Source organism: Pseudomonas sp. TZ252, assembly GCF_056110345.1.
Map to the genome: position 1 here is coordinate 2,738,842 of NZ_CM148566.1, position 16,269 is coordinate 2,755,110.

At 68.6% G+C, this 16,269-nt stretch carries 15 protein-coding genes; 13 read left to right on the top strand and 2 right to left on the bottom strand.

Annotated elements, in window-relative coordinates; translation table 11 throughout:
* The first annotated feature begins 88 nt into the window (after window positions 1-88).
* The 9 genes from ACYAF3_RS12595 to ACYAF3_RS12635 all read left to right on the top strand — a co-directional run bounded on the left by ACYAF3_RS12595 (window position 89) and on the right by ACYAF3_RS12635 (window position 9,129).
* A complete protein-coding gene (locus tag ACYAF3_RS12595; RefSeq protein WP_003084060.1) occupies window positions 89-940 on the top strand; it encodes a CoA transferase subunit A in 852 nt (283 codons plus the stop codon).
* The gene (locus ACYAF3_RS12600; RefSeq protein WP_003084062.1) at window positions 937-1,719 is read left to right on the top strand and encodes a CoA-transferase subunit beta; all 783 of its coding nucleotides are present in this window, start codon (window positions 937-939) and stop codon (window positions 1,717-1,719) included. The genes ACYAF3_RS12595 and ACYAF3_RS12600 overlap by 4 nt, the downstream gene beginning before the upstream one ends.
* Window positions 1,716-2,921 carry a 3-oxoadipyl-CoA thiolase gene (pcaF, locus tag ACYAF3_RS12605; protein ID WP_003101891.1) on the top strand — a complete coding sequence of 402 codons (1,206 nt, stop codon included), beginning with the start codon at window positions 1,716-1,718 and terminating at the stop codon, window positions 2,919-2,921. Before ACYAF3_RS12600 ends, pcaF begins: the two co-directional genes overlap by 4 nt.
* Window positions 2,922-3,070: 149 nt before the next feature.
* Complete coding sequence (locus ACYAF3_RS12610; RefSeq protein WP_003101889.1) at window positions 3,071-4,369, top strand: MFS family transporter; 1,299 nt, start codon at window positions 3,071-3,073, stop codon at window positions 4,367-4,369.
* A gap of 22 nt (window positions 4,370-4,391) precedes the next feature.
* Window positions 4,392-5,771 carry a 3-carboxy-cis,cis-muconate cycloisomerase gene (locus ACYAF3_RS12615; protein ID WP_003145060.1) on the top strand — a complete coding sequence of 460 codons (1,380 nt, stop codon included), beginning with the start codon at window positions 4,392-4,394 and terminating at the stop codon, window positions 5,769-5,771.
* Between the two features lie 14 nt (window positions 5,772-5,785).
* Entirely contained in the window at window positions 5,786-6,577 is a 792-nt protein-coding gene (gene pcaD, locus ACYAF3_RS12620) for a 3-oxoadipate enol-lactonase (protein WP_003084070.1), read from the top strand.
* Between the two features lie 10 nt (window positions 6,578-6,587).
* A complete protein-coding gene (pcaC, locus tag ACYAF3_RS12625) occupies window positions 6,588-6,989 on the top strand; it encodes a 4-carboxymuconolactone decarboxylase (protein WP_003084072.1) in 402 nt (133 codons plus the stop codon).
* 174 nt (window positions 6,990-7,163) lie between these two features.
* Window positions 7,164-8,105, top strand: a complete 942-nt coding sequence (locus ACYAF3_RS12630) for a LysR family transcriptional regulator (protein ID WP_003084073.1) — start codon at window positions 7,164-7,166, stop codon at window positions 8,103-8,105.
* 190 nt (window positions 8,106-8,295) lie between these two features.
* A complete protein-coding gene (locus ACYAF3_RS12635) occupies window positions 8,296-9,129 on the top strand; it encodes a hypothetical protein (protein WP_003101885.1) in 834 nt (277 codons plus the stop codon).
* 239 nt (window positions 9,130-9,368) lie between these two features.
* Here the strand turns inward: ACYAF3_RS12635 and pcaK are convergent, their stop codons facing one another.
* Window positions 9,369-10,715: a 4-hydroxybenzoate transporter PcaK gene (gene pcaK, locus ACYAF3_RS12640; RefSeq protein ID WP_003101875.1), complete on the bottom strand. Its 1,347-nt coding sequence runs from the start codon at window positions 10,713-10,715 to the stop codon at window positions 9,369-9,371.
* Window positions 10,716-11,020: 305 nt separating this feature from the next.
* Between pcaK and ACYAF3_RS12645 the strand changes: the two genes are divergently transcribed.
* The 4 genes from ACYAF3_RS12645 to ACYAF3_RS12660 all read left to right on the top strand — a co-directional run bounded on the left by ACYAF3_RS12645 (window position 11,021) and on the right by ACYAF3_RS12660 (window position 14,952).
* A complete protein-coding gene (locus ACYAF3_RS12645) occupies window positions 11,021-11,800 on the top strand; it encodes an IclR family transcriptional regulator (RefSeq protein WP_003101874.1) in 780 nt (259 codons plus the stop codon).
* Between the two features lie 242 nt (window positions 11,801-12,042).
* Window positions 12,043-13,086 carry a Gfo/Idh/MocA family protein gene (locus ACYAF3_RS12650; protein ID WP_003101871.1) on the top strand — a complete coding sequence of 348 codons (1,044 nt, stop codon included), beginning with the start codon at window positions 12,043-12,045 and terminating at the stop codon, window positions 13,084-13,086.
* Window positions 13,087-13,108: 22 nt separating this feature from the next.
* The gene (locus tag ACYAF3_RS12655) at window positions 13,109-13,924 is read left to right on the top strand and encodes a sugar phosphate isomerase/epimerase family protein (protein ID WP_003084082.1); all 816 of its coding nucleotides are present in this window, start codon (window positions 13,109-13,111) and stop codon (window positions 13,922-13,924) included.
* A gap of 149 nt (window positions 13,925-14,073) precedes the next feature.
* Complete coding sequence (locus ACYAF3_RS12660; RefSeq protein WP_003101866.1) at window positions 14,074-14,952, top strand: DMT family transporter; 879 nt, start codon at window positions 14,074-14,076, stop codon at window positions 14,950-14,952.
* A gap of 25 nt (window positions 14,953-14,977) precedes the next feature.
* Here ACYAF3_RS12660 and ACYAF3_RS12665 read toward each other — a convergent pair whose 3' ends face one another.
* Window positions 14,978-16,243, bottom strand: coding sequence for an OprD family porin (locus tag ACYAF3_RS12665; protein ID WP_003101864.1), 1,266 nt, complete (start codon window positions 16,241-16,243; stop codon window positions 14,978-14,980).
* Between the last annotated feature and the right edge of the window lie 26 nt (window positions 16,244-16,269).

Here is a 16,269-nt window from a genome sequence, read left to right on the forward strand (position 1 = left end):
GATTATCGGATTGTGAGCCCTCGGACCCCGGCGTAAGGTTCTCGTCACGTGCCGTCCAGGCAGCGCACAACAAGACGAGACCCGACCGATGGCTGAAATCCTCTCCCTGCGCGAAGCGGTGCGACGCTTCGTCCACGATGGCGACAGCGTCGCCCTCGAAGGCTTCACTCACCTGATCCCGACGGCCGCCGGCCACGAGCTGATCCGTCAGGGCAGGAAAGACCTGACGCTGATCCGCATGACTCCCGACCTGGTCTACGACCTGCTGATCGGTGCAGGCTGCGCGAAGAAGCTGGTGTTCTCCTGGGGCGGCAACCCCGGGGTCGGTTCGCTGCACCGCCTGCGCGACGCGGTGGAGAAGGGCTGGCCGCAACCGCTGGAGATCGAGGAACACAGCCACGCCGACCTCGCCAACGCCTATGTCGCCGGCGCCTCCGGGCTGCCCTTCGCGGTGCTGCGCGCCTACGCCGGCTCCGACCTGCCGAAGGTCAACCCGCTGATCCGCAGCGTCACCTGCCCGTTCACCGGCGAAGTGCTGGCGGCGGTGCCCTCGGTGCGTCCGGACGTCAGCGTGATCCACGCGCAGAAGGCCGACCGCAAGGGCAACGTGCTGCTCTGGGGCATCCTCGGCGTGCAGAAGGAAGCGGCCCTGGCGGCGAAGCGCTGCATCGTCACCGTTGAGGAGATCGTCGACGAACTGGACGCCCCGATGAACGCCTGCGTCCTGCCGAGCTGGGCGCTCAGCGCCGTGTGCCTGGTGCCCGGCGGCGCGCATCCGTCCTATGCCCACGGCTACTACGAGCGCGACAACCGCTTCTACCAGGACTGGGACCCGATCGCCCGCGACCGCGAAAGCTTCACCGCGTGGATCGACGAATACATCCGGGGGACCGAGGATTTCGGGGCCTTCCAGGCCAAGCTCGCGGAGGGCAAGCGATGAGCAGCTACAGCACCAACGAGATGATGACCGTGGCCGCCGCCCGCCGCCTGCACAACGGCGCGGTGTGCTTCGTCGGCATCGGCCTGCCGTCGAAGGCCGCCAACCTGGCGCGCCTGACTTCCTCGCCGGACGTCGTGCTGATCTACGAGTCCGGGCCGATCGGCGCCAAGCCCAGCGTCCTGCCGCTGTCCATCGGCGACGGCGAGTTGGCCGAGACCGCCGATACCGTGGTCCCCACCGGCGAGATCTTCCGCTACTGGCTGCAGGGCGGACGGATCGACGTCGGCTTCCTCGGCGCGGCCCAGGTCGACCGCTTCGGCAACATCAACACCACCGTGATTGGCGACTACCGCCAGCCCAAGGTGCGCCTGCCGGGAGCCGGCGGCGCGCCGGAAATCGCCGGCAGCGCCAAGGAAGTGCTGATCATCCTCAAGCAGTCGCACCGCACCTTCGTCGACAAGCTGGCCTTCGTCACCTCGGTCGGCCATGGCGAGGGCGGCGACTCGCGCCAGCGCCTGGGCCTGCCGGGCAAGGGGCCGGTGGCGATCATCACCGACCTGTGCATCATGGAGCCGGAAGCCGGCAGCAACGAGTTCGTGGTCACTTCGCTGCATCCGGGCGTGACCCGCGAGCAGGTGGTCGAGGCCACCGGCTGGGCGATCCGCTTCGCCGAGCGGGTCGCCGAGACGCCCGCGCCGAGCGAGGTCGAACTCGCCGCGCTGCGCGACCTCGAGGCGCGCACCGCGGCCGCCCATGGACAGAAGGGGAGCGACGAATGAGCCGCGAGGTATTCATCTGCGATGCCGTGCGCACGCCGATCGGCCGTTTCGGCGGCAGTCTTTCCGCGGTGCGCGCCGACGACCTCGCGGCGGTGCCGCTGAAGGCCCTGGTCGAGCGCAACCCGGGGGTCGACTGGTCGGCGTTGGACGAGGTGTTCCTCGGCTGCGCCAACCAGGCCGGCGAGGACAACCGTAACGTGGCGCGCATGGCGCTGCTGCTGGCCGGTTTGCCGGAGAGCGTGCCCGGCGTCACCCTCAACCGCCTCTGCGCCTCGGGGATGGACGCCATCGGCACGGCGTTCCGCGCCATCGCCTGCGGCGAGATGGAGCTGGCCATCGCCGGCGGCGTCGAGTCGATGTCGCGCGCGCCGTACGTGATGGGCAAGGCCGATAGCGCCTTCGGGCGCGGCCAGAAGATCGAGGACACCACCATCGGCTGGCGCTTCGTCAATCCGCTGATGAAGGAGCAGTACGGCATCGACCCGATGCCGCAGACCGCCGACAACGTCGCCGACGACTATCGCGTGTCGCGTGCCGACCAGGATGCCTTCGCCCTGCGCAGCCAGCAGCGCGCCGGCAGGGCGCAGGAGGCCGGTTTCTTCGCCGAGGAAATCGTCCCGGTGACGATTCGCGGGCGCAAGGGCGACACCCTGGTCGAGCACGACGAGCATCCGCGTCCCGACACCACCCTGGAGGCGCTGGCCCGGCTCAAGCCGGTCAACGGGCCGGAGAAGACCGTCACCGCCGGCAACGCGTCCGGGGTCAACGACGGCGCCGCCGCGCTGGTCCTGGCCTCCGCCGAGGCAGTGGAGAAGCACGGCCTGACTCCGCGCGCGCGGGTGCTGGGCATGGCCAGCGCCGGCGTCGCCCCACGGATCATGGGCATCGGCCCGGTGCCGGCGGTGCGCAAGCTGCTGCGGCGCCTGGACCTGGCGATCGACGCCTTCGACGTGATCGAACTCAACGAAGCCTTCGCCAGCCAGGGCCTGGCCTGCCTGCGCGAACTGGGCGTGGCCGACGACAGTGAGAAGGTCAACCCGAACGGCGGTGCCATCGCCCTCGGCCACCCGCTGGGGATGAGCGGTGCGCGGCTGGTCCTCACCGCGCTCCATCAACTTGAGAAGAGCGGCGGCCGGCGCGGCCTGGCGACCATGTGCGTAGGCGTCGGCCAAGGCCTGGCGCTGGCCATCGAGCGGGTCTGACTGGCACAACCGGGTCGCCTGCCCGGTATCAAGAGCGCGCGTCGCGCGGCGCTGCCCATGTTTCGGCGGCGGCGCGGCGCGTGTGCAGCGGAACAGGACGCTCCGTCGCACGGTCAGGATGAAACGGACCCTGTCGAGAGAACAACAGCATGACTGCCCCTGTTCACCAGTACAGCAACGAAGAACGCCGCAAGCGCATCTTCGCCATCGTCGGCGCCTCCTCCGGCAACCTTGTGGAATGGTTCGACTTCTACGTCTACGCCTTCTGCGCGATCTACTTCGCACCGGCCTTCTTCCCCTCCGACAACCCCACGGTGCAGTTGCTGAACACCGCCGGGGTCTTCGCCGCCGGCTTCCTCATGCGCCCCATCGGCGGCTGGATGTTCGGCCGCATCGCCGACAAGCACGGGCGCAAGACCGCCATGCTGATCTCGGTGGTGATGATGTGCGCCGGCTCCCTGGCGATCGCCTGCATGCCCACCTACGCCAGCATCGGCACCCTGGCGCCGGCGCTGCTGTTGCTGGCGCGGATGTTCCAGGGCCTGTCGGTGGGCGGCGAGTACGGCACCAGTGCGACCTACATGAGCGAGGTGGCGCTCAAGGGCCAGCGCGGCTTCTTCGCCTCGTTCCAGTACGTCACCCTGATCGGCGGACAGTTGCTGGCGGTGCTGGTGGTGGTGATCCTGCAGCAGTTGCTGAGCGAAGACGAACTGCGCGCCTGGGGCTGGCGGATTCCCTTCGTGATCGGCGCGATCACCGCGGTGATCGCCCTCTGGCTGCGGCGCTCGCTGAACGAGACCGCTTCGAAGTCGACCCTGGAGCGCAAGGAATCCGGCACCTTCGCCGAGCTGTTCAAGCACAAGCGGGCCTTCTTCACCGTGCTCGGCTTCACCGCCGGCGGCTCGCTGATCTTCTACACCTTCACCACTTACATGCAGAAGTACCTGGTCAACACCGCCGGGATGAGCGCCAAGACCGCCAGCGCGGTGATGACCTTCGCCCTGCTGGCGTACATGCTGATGCAACCGCTGTTCGGCATGCTTTCCGATCGCATCGGGCGCAAGACCTCGATGCTCTGGTTCGGCACCCTGGGCACGCTCTGCACCCTGCCGATCCTGCTCGCGCTGAAGACCGTGAGCAGTCCCTACATGGCCTTCTTCCTGATCATCCTGGCGCTGGCCATCGTCAGCCTGTACACCTCCATCAGCGGCCTGATCAAGGCCGAGATGTTCCCGCCGGAGGTGCGCGCCCTCGGCGTCGGAGTGTCCTACGCGGTGGGCAACGCGATCTTCGGCGGCTCGGCCGAGTACGTCGCCCTGGGGCTGAAGTCGGTAGGGATGGAGAACGTCTTCTACTGGTATGTTTCAGCCATGTGCCTGCTGGCGCTGCTGGTCTGCGTGAGCCTGCCGGACCTGCGCAAGGTCAGCTACCTGAACGACGAGCCCTGACGGGCCGGGAAAAGGAAAACCGATGAGCGACGTACCCGCCAACCAGTTGTTCGATGCCTATTTCACGGCGGCGCCGATGCGCGCGGTGTTCTCCGACCGCGGCCGCCTGCAAGGCATGCTCGACTTCGAGGCCGCCCTGGCCCGCGCCGAGGCGCGCACCGGGGTGGTTCCCGCGACGGCGGTGGCGCCGATCGAGGCGGCCTGCCGCGCCGAACTGTACGACCCGCTGGCGCTGGCCGAGGCGGTCGCCACTGCCGGCAACTCGGCGATCCCGCTGGTCAAGGCGCTGGGCCGCCAGGTGGCGGCTGGCGACGCCGAGGCCGAGCGCTACGTGCATCTCGGCGCCACCAGCCAGGACGCCATGGACAGCGGCCTGGTGCTGCAACTGCGCCGTGCGCTGGCCTTGCTCGAGCAGGATCTGCAACGTCTTGCCGAGGTCCTGGCGGACCAGGCCGAACGGCATGCCGACACGCCGCTGGCCGGGCGCACCTGGTTGCAGCACGCCACCCCGGTGACCCTGGGCATGAAGCTCGCCGGCCTGCTCGGTGCCTTGACCCGGCACCGCCAGCGCCTGCGCGAGTTGCGCCCGCGCCTGCTGGTGCTGCAATTCGGCGGCGCCTCGGGGACGCTCGCCGCGCTCGGCGAACAGGCCCTGCCGGTGGCCGCGGCGCTGGCCGAGGAGCTGGGCCTGGCTCTGCCCGAACAACCCTGGCACACCCAGCGCGACCGCCTGGTGGAATTCGCCAGCGTGCTCGGCCTGGTGGCCGGTAGCCTCGGCAAGTTCGGTCGCGATGTCAGCCTGCTGATGCAGACCGAGGCCGGCGAGGTCTTCGAGCCGGCCGGCGCCGGGCGCGGCGGTTCCTCGACCATGCCGCACAAGCGCAACCCGGTGAGCAGCGCGGTGCTGATCGCCGCCGCCACCCGTGCGCCGGGGCTGGTCTCGACCCTGTTCGCGGCGATGCCGCAGGAACACGAGCGCAGCCTCGGTCTCTGGCACGCCGAGTGGGAAACCCTGCCGGAACTCTGTTGCCTGGTTGCCGGCGCGCTGCAACAGGCGATCGGCCTGCTCGAAGGCCTGGAGGTGGACGCCCAGCGGATGCGCCGCAACCTTGGCCTGACCCACGGCCTGGTGCTCGCCGAGGCGGTGAGCATCGCCCTGGCCCGCCGTATCGGCCGCGAAGCCGCGCACCATCTGGTGGAACAGTGCTGCCGCCGCGCCGTCGAGCAGCGCCGCGAGTTGCGCGCGGTGCTCGGCGAAGAGGCGCGGGTGAGCGCCGAGTTGTCCGGCGACGAACTGGACCGCCTGCTCGATCCCGCCCATTACCTCGGCCAGGCCCGCGCCTGGGTCGAGCGCGCGCTCGCCGAACACCATGCCCTGGGCTTCGAACCCCATCCCGCCTGACTGGAGATCCCTTCGTGCCAACCGTACGCCTCGCCGACGGCGACCTGAACTACTCCCTGGAAGGACCGGCCGGCGCGCCGGTCCTGCTGTTGTCAAACTCGCTGGGCACCGACCTGGGCATGTGGGACACGCAGATCCCCGCACTCACCGCCCATTTCCGCGTGCTGCGCTACGACACCCGCGGCCACGGCGCCTCGCTGGTCACCCCCGGACCGTACGCCATCGGCCAGCTCGGCGCCGACGTGCTTGCCCTGCTCGATGCCCTCGAGCTGCCGCGCGTGCATTTCTGCGGGCTGTCCATGGGCGGCCTGATCGGCCAGTGGCTGGGCATCCACGCCGGCGAGCGGCTCGGCCGGCTGGTGCTGTGCAACACCGCGGCGAAGATTGCCAGCGACGAGGTCTGGAACACCCGCATCGATACCGTCCTGAAAGGCGGCGAGCAGGCCATGCGTGACCTGCGCGACGCCTCGGTGGCGCGCTGGTTCACCGCGGGCTTCGCCGAGCGCGAGCCGGCGCAGGTCGAGCGCATCGTCGCGATGCTCGCGGCCACCTCGCCGCAGGGCTACGCGGCCAACTGCGCTGCGGTACGCGACGCCGATTTCCGCGAGCAGCTCGGGCTGGTCCAGGCGCCGACGCTGATCGTCGCCGGCAGCCACGATGCCGTGACCACTCCGGACAACGCCCGCTTCATGCAGGCGCGCATCGCCGACGCGCAGTTGGTCGAGTTCGCCGCCGCGCACCTGTCCAACGTCGAAGCGGGCGACGCCTTCAGCCGCCGCCTGGTCGATTTCCTGCTGTCCGCCTGAGGAGCCGCCGATGGACGAGAAACAACGCTACGAAGCCGGCATGCAAGTGCGCCGCGCGGTGCTCGGCGACGCCCATGTCGAGCGCAGCCTGGCCAACCTGACGCCGTTCAACGAAGAGTTCCAGGAGATGATCACCCGCCACGCCTGGGGCGACATCTGGACCCGTCCGGGGCTGCCGCGACACACCCGCAGCCTGGTCACCATCGCCATGCTGATCGGCATGAACCGCAACGAGGAACTCAAGCTGCATCTGCGCGCGGCGAAGAACAACGGGGTGAGCCGCGACGAGATCAAGGAAGTGATCATGCAGAGCGCCATCTACTGCGGTATTCCCGCGGCCAACGCGACCTTCCACCTGGCCGAATCGGTGTGGGACGAGCTTGGCGTGGAGTCGCAGCAGGCGTCCCGGTAGGTCGCCGGCGGCGCTAGCGGTAGGGCGAATGGCGTCGCAGGCGTTATCCGCCGATACCCCGAGGGCCAACGGCGGTTATCCGTCCTGCGCGTGGGCCGGCGAGGCGGCGCTTCCCCTTGCCATTCGCCGGCGTTTCCCGGAAGGTCGACAGCTCCGTCATCCCTTCGGTCCGCCATGAGCCGCAAGCTGCATATCCACGCGCCCGCGATCCACTACTTCGACATGGTTCGCCGCTGCCATTCGATCCGCGAAGCCGCGCGGCGCCTGAACGTCGCCTCGTCGGCGGTGAACCGGCAGATCCTCAAGCTGGAGGACGAGATCGGCGCGCCGCTGTTCGACCGCCTGCCCGGCGGCCTGCGCCTGACCGGAGCCGGGGAGATCTTCGCGCGCCACGTCACCGTGGTCCTGCAGGACATGGAGCGCGTGCGTTCCGAACTGGACGCGCTGCAAGGCCTGCGCACCGGCCATGTGGAGATCGCCACCATCGAAGCGGTGACCAGCGACCTGCTGCCCTGCGTGCTCAAGGCGATGCGCGAACGCTACCCGGACATCACCGTCGGCGTCACCCTGCTCGGTTCCCAGGCGATACCCGAGGCGGTGAGCAGCGGCGCGGTCGACCTCGGCCTGGCCTTCGCCCTGCCGCGCAGCGCCGACCTGCAACAGGTCAGCGTCGGCCATTTCCGCCTCGGTGCCATCGTCTCCCCGCAGCACCCGTTGGCGCGACACCAGGCCATCGCCTTCGCCGATTGCGTCGAACATGGCCTGATCATGGCCAAGAGCGAGCTGTCCATCCATCACCTGCTGGCGCCGCTCCAGCGCCGTTTGCGCGAACCGCGCCGGGCGGTGCTGGAGAGCAGCTCCCTGGAGCTGTCGCGACAACTGGCGCGGCGCGGGCTCGGCGTCGCCTTCCAGACCCGCCTGGGGATCGAGGCCGACATCGCCCAGGGCGAGCTGCGCTTCCTGCCGCTGAAAGACAATGGCGGCATCCACAGCGACCTCGGCCTCTACGTGCGCACCGGCCGCTACCTGCCGGTGGCGGTGGACGCCCTGGCCCGGCAGATCGCCGAGGAAGTGCGCCTGCGCGAGCGCGAGGAAGCGCGCCTGAACGAGGCCTGAGCGGCGCTCGCGCCGATGCCAGATGGCTTGCCCGAGCTTGCTCGTTCGCTGATGCCGTTTCGGCATCGGTATGTTCGATATTCTGTTCTTTGGTCAGCGCGGCGAAGTGCCGATACTGCCCCGCGACCCCGGCGCGAAACCGGGGGCTGAGTCGCCACAAGAACAACAAGCAACCAGCAGGACACACAGCATGAAGAAGATGATGCAGGGCGCCGCCGCCCTGATCGCGCTCGTCGGCGCCGGGGAGAGCATGGCGCTGGAATGGATGAGCAACAGCGTCGGTTTCCGTTACGGCCAGCAATTCACCAACCCGAACAACCCGGACAAGTTCGCCAAGCGCATCTACAGCTTCACCCACGCCGACGGCTATCGCTACGGCAGCAATTTCTTCAATCTCGATGTGTTCCTTTCCGACAACCGCGACCCGCGCAAGGGCACCGACCATGGTGGCAGCGAAGTCTATGCGGTCTACCGCCACCAGCTCTACGCTTCGCGGGTGTTCGACCGGCCGCTGGGCACCGGCCTGGTCAAGGACTACGCCTTCACCCTGGGCTTCGACGCCAGCCGCAACAACAACCTGGCTTCGGCCAAGAAGCGCGCCCTGGTGTTCGGCCCGACCCTCAAGTTCAACGGTCCCGGCGTGCTCGACCTGAGCCTGCTCTACTACCGCGAGAAGAACCACTTCGGCGTGCCCGGCGCGCGCCATCCCGACCACACCTTCGACACCACCTACATGCTTAACCTGACCTGGATGCGGCCGTTCAAGGTCGGCAACCATGCGGCGAAGTTCCAGGGCTTCGTCAACTACGTGGGAGAGAAGGGCGAGGACTACAACGACAAGGACACCGCGGCGGAAACCCTGGTCCGCACCGCCCTGATGGTCGCCGCCCTGCCAGGCGACAAGCGCCAGCCGAACCTGTGGCTCGGCGTCGGCTACGAGTATTGGCACAACAAGTTCGGCGTCGACGGTGGCACCGGCAGCCGCACCTCGACGCCGACGTTGAATATGGAATTCACCTTCTGAAGCGAAGCGCCGTCGCCCTACGCGATGCCGCCAACCCTGGGGTGGGGCGGATAACGCCACCGGCGTTATCCGCCGATACACCGAAGCCCGACGGCGGATAACCGCAAGCGGTTATTCGCCCTACGCGATGCCGACCCCTGGGGTGGGGCGGATAACGCCACCGGCGTTATCCGCCGATACACCGAAGCCCGGCGGCGGATAACCGCAAGCGGTTATGCGTCCTACGCGATGGGGCAGTTTCACCCCGCATCCGCGTGACTGACCAACCCCTTCAGCAGCACCGCGGCGGTGGCCAGTGCAGCCGGCAGCACCAGGGCGGTCAGCACCTGTTCGAAGTTCCAGCCCAGGCCCAGCAGGGTGGCGCCGATCCAGGCGCCGAGGATGGCGCCGAAGCGGCCGATACCGAGCATCCAGGAGACCCCCGTGGCCCGCCCCTGGGTCGGATAGAAGCGCGCCGCCAGCGACGGCATCGCCGACTGCGCGCCGTTGATGCACATGCCGGCCAGCAGCACCAGGGTCGCCAGCAGGGTGACCTGGCCGAGACTCTGGCCGACGCACCAGGCGAACACCCCCGCCAGCAGGTAGAACAGGCCGATCACCTTGTGCGGGTTGAAGCGATCCATCGCCCAGCCCACCGCTACGGCGCTGAGCACCCCGCCGAACTGGAACAGCGCGCCGATGAACGCCGCCTGCTCCAGGCTCGCGCCGCTATCGCGCATCAGGGTCGGCAGCCAGCTGGTGAGCAGGTAGACGATCACCAGGCCCATGAAGTAGGTCAGCCAGAGCAGCAGGGTGCCGGCGCTGTAGGTACCGGAAAAGATCACCGCGAACACGTTGCGGGCCTGCACCGTCTGCTGCTCGGGGACGTGGAAACTCCGTGCCAGCGCCACCTGCGCCGGGGCGATGGGGGCCAGCACCTGGCGTACCCGCTCGCTGCCGCGGTTGCGCACCACCAAGTAGCGCGCCGATTCCGGCAGGCGGAACAGCAGGACTACCGCCAGGACCAGCGGTAGCAGGCCGCCGAGCAGCAGCAGGCTGTGCCAGCCGAACAGCGGGATCAGCTTCGCCGAGACGAATCCGCCGCAGGCCATGCCCAGGTTGAAGCCACAGAACATGCTGGTCACCAGCAGCGACTTGAGGCGCTCGGGGGTGTATTCGGAAAGCAGGGTGGTGGCGTTGGGCATCGCCGCGCCGAGGCCGAGGCCGGTGAGGAAGCGCAGCGCCAGCAGTTGCTCGACGTTGGTGCTGTAGGCCGAGGCCAGGCTGAACAGGCCGAAGAGGAAGACCGCCGCGACCAATACCAGCTTGCGTCCGTAGCGGTCGGCCAGCGGTCCGGAGCCGAGGGCGCCGAAGACCATGCCGATCAGCGCGGCGCTCATCACCGGCCCGAGGCTGGCGCGGTCGATGCCCCAGTCCTGGGTCAGCGCCGGAGCGATGAAGCCCATCGCGGCGGTGTCGAGGCCATCGAGGAAGACGATCAGGAAGCACAGCAGGACGATCCGCCATTGGTACGGCGAAAGCGGCTGGGCATTGATGAAGGCTTGCACGTCGAGTCGTTCGACGGCGGGCAGGCTGGGGCTGTTCATGGGACGGGTTCCGCGGCGAGAGTGAGGGCGTGGGACGAGGGTCGGACGCGTGGCTCAGGTGCAGGCGGCGGAAGGCAAGGCGTGCTGCGGCATGTCGGGATTCCCCTGTTGTTTTTGTAGCGGAGGCGCTCGGCCTGCCGGGGTGCAGACACATTACGGAGGGCCATGGGGAGTGGCAATCCGATAATCGTTTATCGGTTCGCTGATCGAACGAAACCCTGTGAAATCTCGACCTTCGCCAGGCTGTGAAAATCCGGAACCAGATTCTAGAATCCTGCCTTTCCTCGACTCAGGAACGCCCCTCCATGGCCGGTAGCCTCATCGAACGCGCCCTCGGCTTGCTCGAACTCCTCGCCAGCGATGCCCGTGGCCTGCCCCTGCAACAACTGGCGGACCGCCTGGATATCCCCAAGAGCGCCGCGCACCGCATGCTCGCCGAGCTGATCCGGCTCGGCTACGTGCGCCAGGACGACGACACCAGCCGCTACCGCCTCAGCACCCGCCTGGCCGCGCTGGGCTTCCGCTTCCTCGCTTCCAGCGGGGTGGTCGACTTGGTCCAGCCGGTGCTCGACGGGCTCGCCCGGGAGACCGGCGAACTGGTGCGCCTGGGGGTGATCGAAGGCGATCGCCAGACCTGGATCGCCAAGTCCCAGGGTGCCACCTCCGGGCTACGCTACGACCCCGACATGGGGCGCGAGGCGCCGCTGTTCTACACCGCATCCGGGCACGCCTGGCTGGCCAGCCTGAGCGACAAGGCGGCGCTGGCGCTGGTGGAGCGCCAGGGCGTAGGGGCGGCGCGGGACTTCGGTCCCAACGCGCCGCGCTCCAGGAGCGAGCTGCTGCGCTACCTGAAGCGCGCCCGCGAGCACGGCTATGCCTGGCAGATCGAATGCTCGGCGCCGGGCATGGCGGCGATGGCCGCACTGGTGCGCCACCCCGAGGACGGACGGGCTCTCGGCGTGCTCAGCGTGGCCGGGCCGAGCGCACGCTTCGGCGAGGCGCGCATGCACGAACTGGCGCCCCTGCTCCTGGCCGCGGCGCAGGACCTGTCCCACGCCAGCCAGGCGTCCGAGCTGTTCCGCTGAGCCATCCGGCCCGGCCCCAGTCCTTTCCCGACATCAGCGTTCGAATAGCGAACGCTTTCTTGCCTGTCACGAGCCCGCATGCGGCGGGCCTTTCCGCACTTCCATGGATGCGCCGGCGGTAGTGCCGTCTCGAAGCGCTCTTGCGCGGGGCCAGCCATTCGTTCAAATAATCTCCCTCGCTAAATCTGGAACGACGTTCTGGAATCATGAAGCGAACAAGAAAACAACGATTGGGGACCGCCTTGGACGCACCGCTTCGCATCGCCCTCATCGGCGCCGGCAATATGGGCCGCCAGCATTACCACCGCTTGCAGCGAATCGCCGGTGCGCGCCTGTGTGCGGTGGCCGATCCCCAGGGCCAGGCGTTCGCCGCGGATGCCGGCGTGCCCTGGTTCGGCGATCATCGGAGGTTGCTGGAAGAAGCCCGGCCGCAAGCGGCGATCGTCGCCAATCCGAACAACCTGCATGTCGCCACCGCCCTCGACTGCCTCGCCGCCGGGGTGCCGCTGCTGCTGGAAAAACCGGTCGGCGTGCAGCTCGACGAAGTGAGCGAGCTGGTGGCCGTCGCCCGGCGATCTGGCGTTCCGCTGCTGGTCGGTCACCATCGTCGGCACAATCCGCTGGTCGTGCGGGCGCGCCAATTGATCGCCGAGGGCGCGCTCGGTCGGTTGCTGTCGGTCACCGCGCTCTGGCAGTTGAAGAAGCCCGACAGTTATTTCGAGGTGGCCTGGCGTCGCGAGCCCGGTGCGGGAATGTTGCTGACCAACCTGATCCATGACCTCGACCTGCTCCGCCACCTGTGCGGGGAAGTGCGGGAGGTGCAGGCGCTGGCCGGCAACGCTATCCGTGGCCTGCCCAACGAAGACAACATCGCGCTGCTCCTGCGCTTCGCCAATGGCGCCCTGGGCAGCCTGACCGGTTGCGACGCTGCGGCGGCGCCCTGGAGCTGGGAGCTGGCAGCCGGGGAGAACCCGGTCTATCCGCGCCAGGCCGAGCAACCCTGCTACCTGCTGGCCGGCACCGAGGGTGCCCTGAGCCTTCCCCAGCTCCGCCGCTGGCGCTACGCCGAGGCCCGGCAGGGCTGGCACGACCCGCTGGCGGCCAGCGTGGAGGCCGTGGCGACAGGCGATCCCCTGCAACGCCAGCTAGAGCACTTCGTCCGGGTCGCGCGGGGCGAGGAAGCGCCATTGATGGATGCCACCGACGCCGCTCGCACCCTGGCGCTGGTCGAGGCGGTTCGCGAGGCCGCGCGCAGTGGCCGGGCCTGCGCGCCGGCCAGTTTCTGAACCGCTGACGATGAGGTAGTGCATGGAATCGAGGATTCTTTCCCTGGCGGCGCTCACCGTGCTCGAGCTGTCGCCCCCGGACATGGTCGAGGCTGCCGCCCGCGCCGGCTACAGTCATGTCGGCCTGCGCCTGGTGCCGGCCACCGTGGAAGAGCACCACTATCCGCTGCTGGCCGATGCCGGCCTGCGCCGGCGGACCCTGGCGCGGCTGCGCGACAGCGGAGTGCGCACGCTGGACGTGGAGATCCTGCGCCTGCGTCCGGACACCCGCGTCGGCGAGTTCGCCGCGGTGCTGGAGGTCGGCGCCGAGTTCGGCGCGCGCTATGTGCTGGTGGCCGGCAACGATGACGACGAACGGCGCAGCGCGGACAATTTCGCCGCGTTGTGCGACCTGGCGCGGCCGCTCGGCCTCGACCCGCACCTGGAGTTCATGCCCTGGACCGGGATCCGCGACCTGCGGCAGGCCGCGCGGGTGGTCGAGGCGGCGGCGCGGGATAACGCCGGCCTGTTGCTGGACGCCTTCCATTTCGACCGCTCGGCCAGCAGCCTGGAAGACCTGCGGGCGATCCCGCCTGCGCGCCTGGGCTACGCGCAACTCTGCGATGTCGTCGGGCCGCGTCCGACGTCGATGGACGAAATCCTTCGCCAGGCCCGCGAGGAACGGCGCTTCCCTGGCGATGGCGGGCTCGATCTGCTGGCGCTGCTGCGCGCCTTGCCGGAGAACCTGCCGCTGAGCCTGGAGGTGCCCGCGCTGGATCTGCTCGCGCGCGGCGTGGATGGCGCGGAGCGGGCGCGGCTGGCGATCGAGCGGACCCGGGCGCTGCTCGCCCGCCTGTAGCGCCACCGCGCAGGCAGGTTGCCCGTTTGCATAATGGAACGGGGTTCTATAGTTTCCAAACGTTGAAGCCGATCGTTTCTTTCCTCGATGGCGGGTACCGTCAGAATAAATAGCCTGCTATCGATTTGCCCTGGTGCCCGGACCCTCCGATGAACGCATCCACCTCCCCGCTGCCCGCCAGCGACCAGACCCTGCGCGGCATCCTGCTGATCTGTGCCGCGGTGTTCCTGTTCGCCAGCCACGACGGGTTGTCCAAGTTCCTTTCCGGTTTCTACCCGATCGTCATGGTGGTCTGGGCCCGCTACCTGGTGCACACCCTGTTGATGGTCGCCGTGTTCGTGCCGCGCAACGGCCTCGCGGTGATCCGCAGCCGCCGTCCGCTCATGCAGTTGGCGCGGGCGCTGTGCCTGATCGGCACCAGCCTGTTCTTCACCACCGGCCTGCGCTACCTGCCCTTGGCCGAGGCGACCGCGGTGAACTTCCTGGCACCGCTGCTGGTGACCGCGTTATCCGTGCCGCTGCTGAAGGAGAAGGTCAGCCTCGGCCAATGGCTGGCGGTGCTCACCGGCTTCATCGGCGTGCTCTTCATCGTGCGTCCCGGTGGCGCGCTGTTCACCCCGGCGGCGTTGTTCCCGCTCGGCTCGGCGCTGTGCTTCGGGCTCTACCAACTGCTCACGCGGATGCTCGCCAACAGCGACAGCCCGACCACCAGCAACTTCCTTGCCGGCATCTTCAACACGCTCATCATGAGCCTGCTGGTGCCGTTCTTCTGGCAGACTCCAAGTCTTCTCCACGGCCTGATGATGATCGCCCTGGGCGGTTGCGGCATGGGCGGCCACCTGCTGCTGACCCAGGCCTTCCGCCATGCGCCGCCGGCGACCCTGGCGCCGTTCAGCTATGGCCAGATCATCTTCGCCGGCCTGCTCGGCCTGCTGGTGTTCGGCCACGTGCCGGATGCCTGGGCGCTGCTCGGCATCCTCGTCATCTGCGCCAGCGGCCTGGTGGTCGCCTGGCGCCGTGGCCGCTGAACGCAACGGGGTCGGCGCGTAGGCTTCACAACAGGCTCAGCGGATAGCTGACGATCAGCCGGTTCTCGTCGAAGCGGGTATTGCTGCCCCAGTCGCGGCGCTGGCTGGAGTTGCGCCAGCGGACGTTGAGACGCTTGAAGGCGCCGCTCTGCAGCGTGTAGCCCAGCTCGCTCTCGCGTCCCCATTCGCTGCCGTCGTCGGTGACTCCGGCCAGGCGCACATGGTCGCCATGCAGGTAGCGGGTCATGAAGGTCAGGCCGGGTAGGCCGAGGCCAACGAAGTCGAAGTCGTAGCGCAGTTGCCAGGAGCGCTCGCCGGGATTGTCGTAGCTGGCGTTGTAGCTGTCGTTGGCCAGGGTTCCGCCGCTGGTGCCGTTGACCCGCATCCAGCCGTCGTCGCCACTGACCTTCTGCAGGCCGAGATAGAGGGTATGCAGCCCGTAGCGCGCGGAGAACAGCGCGGAAACGGTGCGGTTATCGAGCTTGCCGGCGCGCGCGCTGCCAGCGTCGCGGCCACGGAATCCGCCGAGGTTGGCGCCCAGCAGCCAGTCGCCGAGCGGCTGGCTGTGTTGCAGTTGCAGGTACTGTTGGCGGTAGATGTCCTTCAGCTCGGCGTTCCACAGGCCGAGCAGGCTGCGTTCGCCATTGAAGCGATATTCGCCGCCGGCGAAATCGAAGCGGTCGGAAGTGGCGGCTGGCCGGCCGAACAGCGACATGTCCTGCATGCTTGCGTCGTTGCGCGGGCTGTTGCCGCGGAACTGGCCGGCGTAGAGGGTCAGGCCGGCGATCTCGTTGGCGCTGAGCTGGCCGCCGCGGAAGGTCTGCGGCAGCGAGCGGCCATCGTCGGAGCGGAGGATCGGCAGCACCGGCATCCATTCGCCGATCTTCAGTTCGCTGTTCGAGACGCGCAGCTTGCCGGCCACCGCCAGGCGTCCGAAGTCGTCGGCCGGGCGGCCGTCGTCGTGGATCGGCAGCAGTTGGGTGCCGGCCGTTCCCTTGCCGCCATCCAGCTTCAGGCTGTAGAGACCAAGGACATCGAGGCCGAAGCCGACGCTGCCCTGGGTGAAGCCGGAGCGGGCGTCGAGGATGAAGCTCTGCGTCCACTCCTCGGCCTTGCCCTGGCTGGCATCGCCGACGAAGTTGCGGTGCAGGTGGAAATTGCGCGCGGTGAGGCTGGCCTTGGCGTCTTCGAGGAAACCTTGCCCGGCGTGGACGTGCCCGGCATGGACTGGCAGGCCGGCGCCCAGGCAGAGGGAAGCGCAGAGCGCGCGGACGTGGCTCGGGTGCGACATGGGTGTGTCCCTTCGTTCTTGTTCTC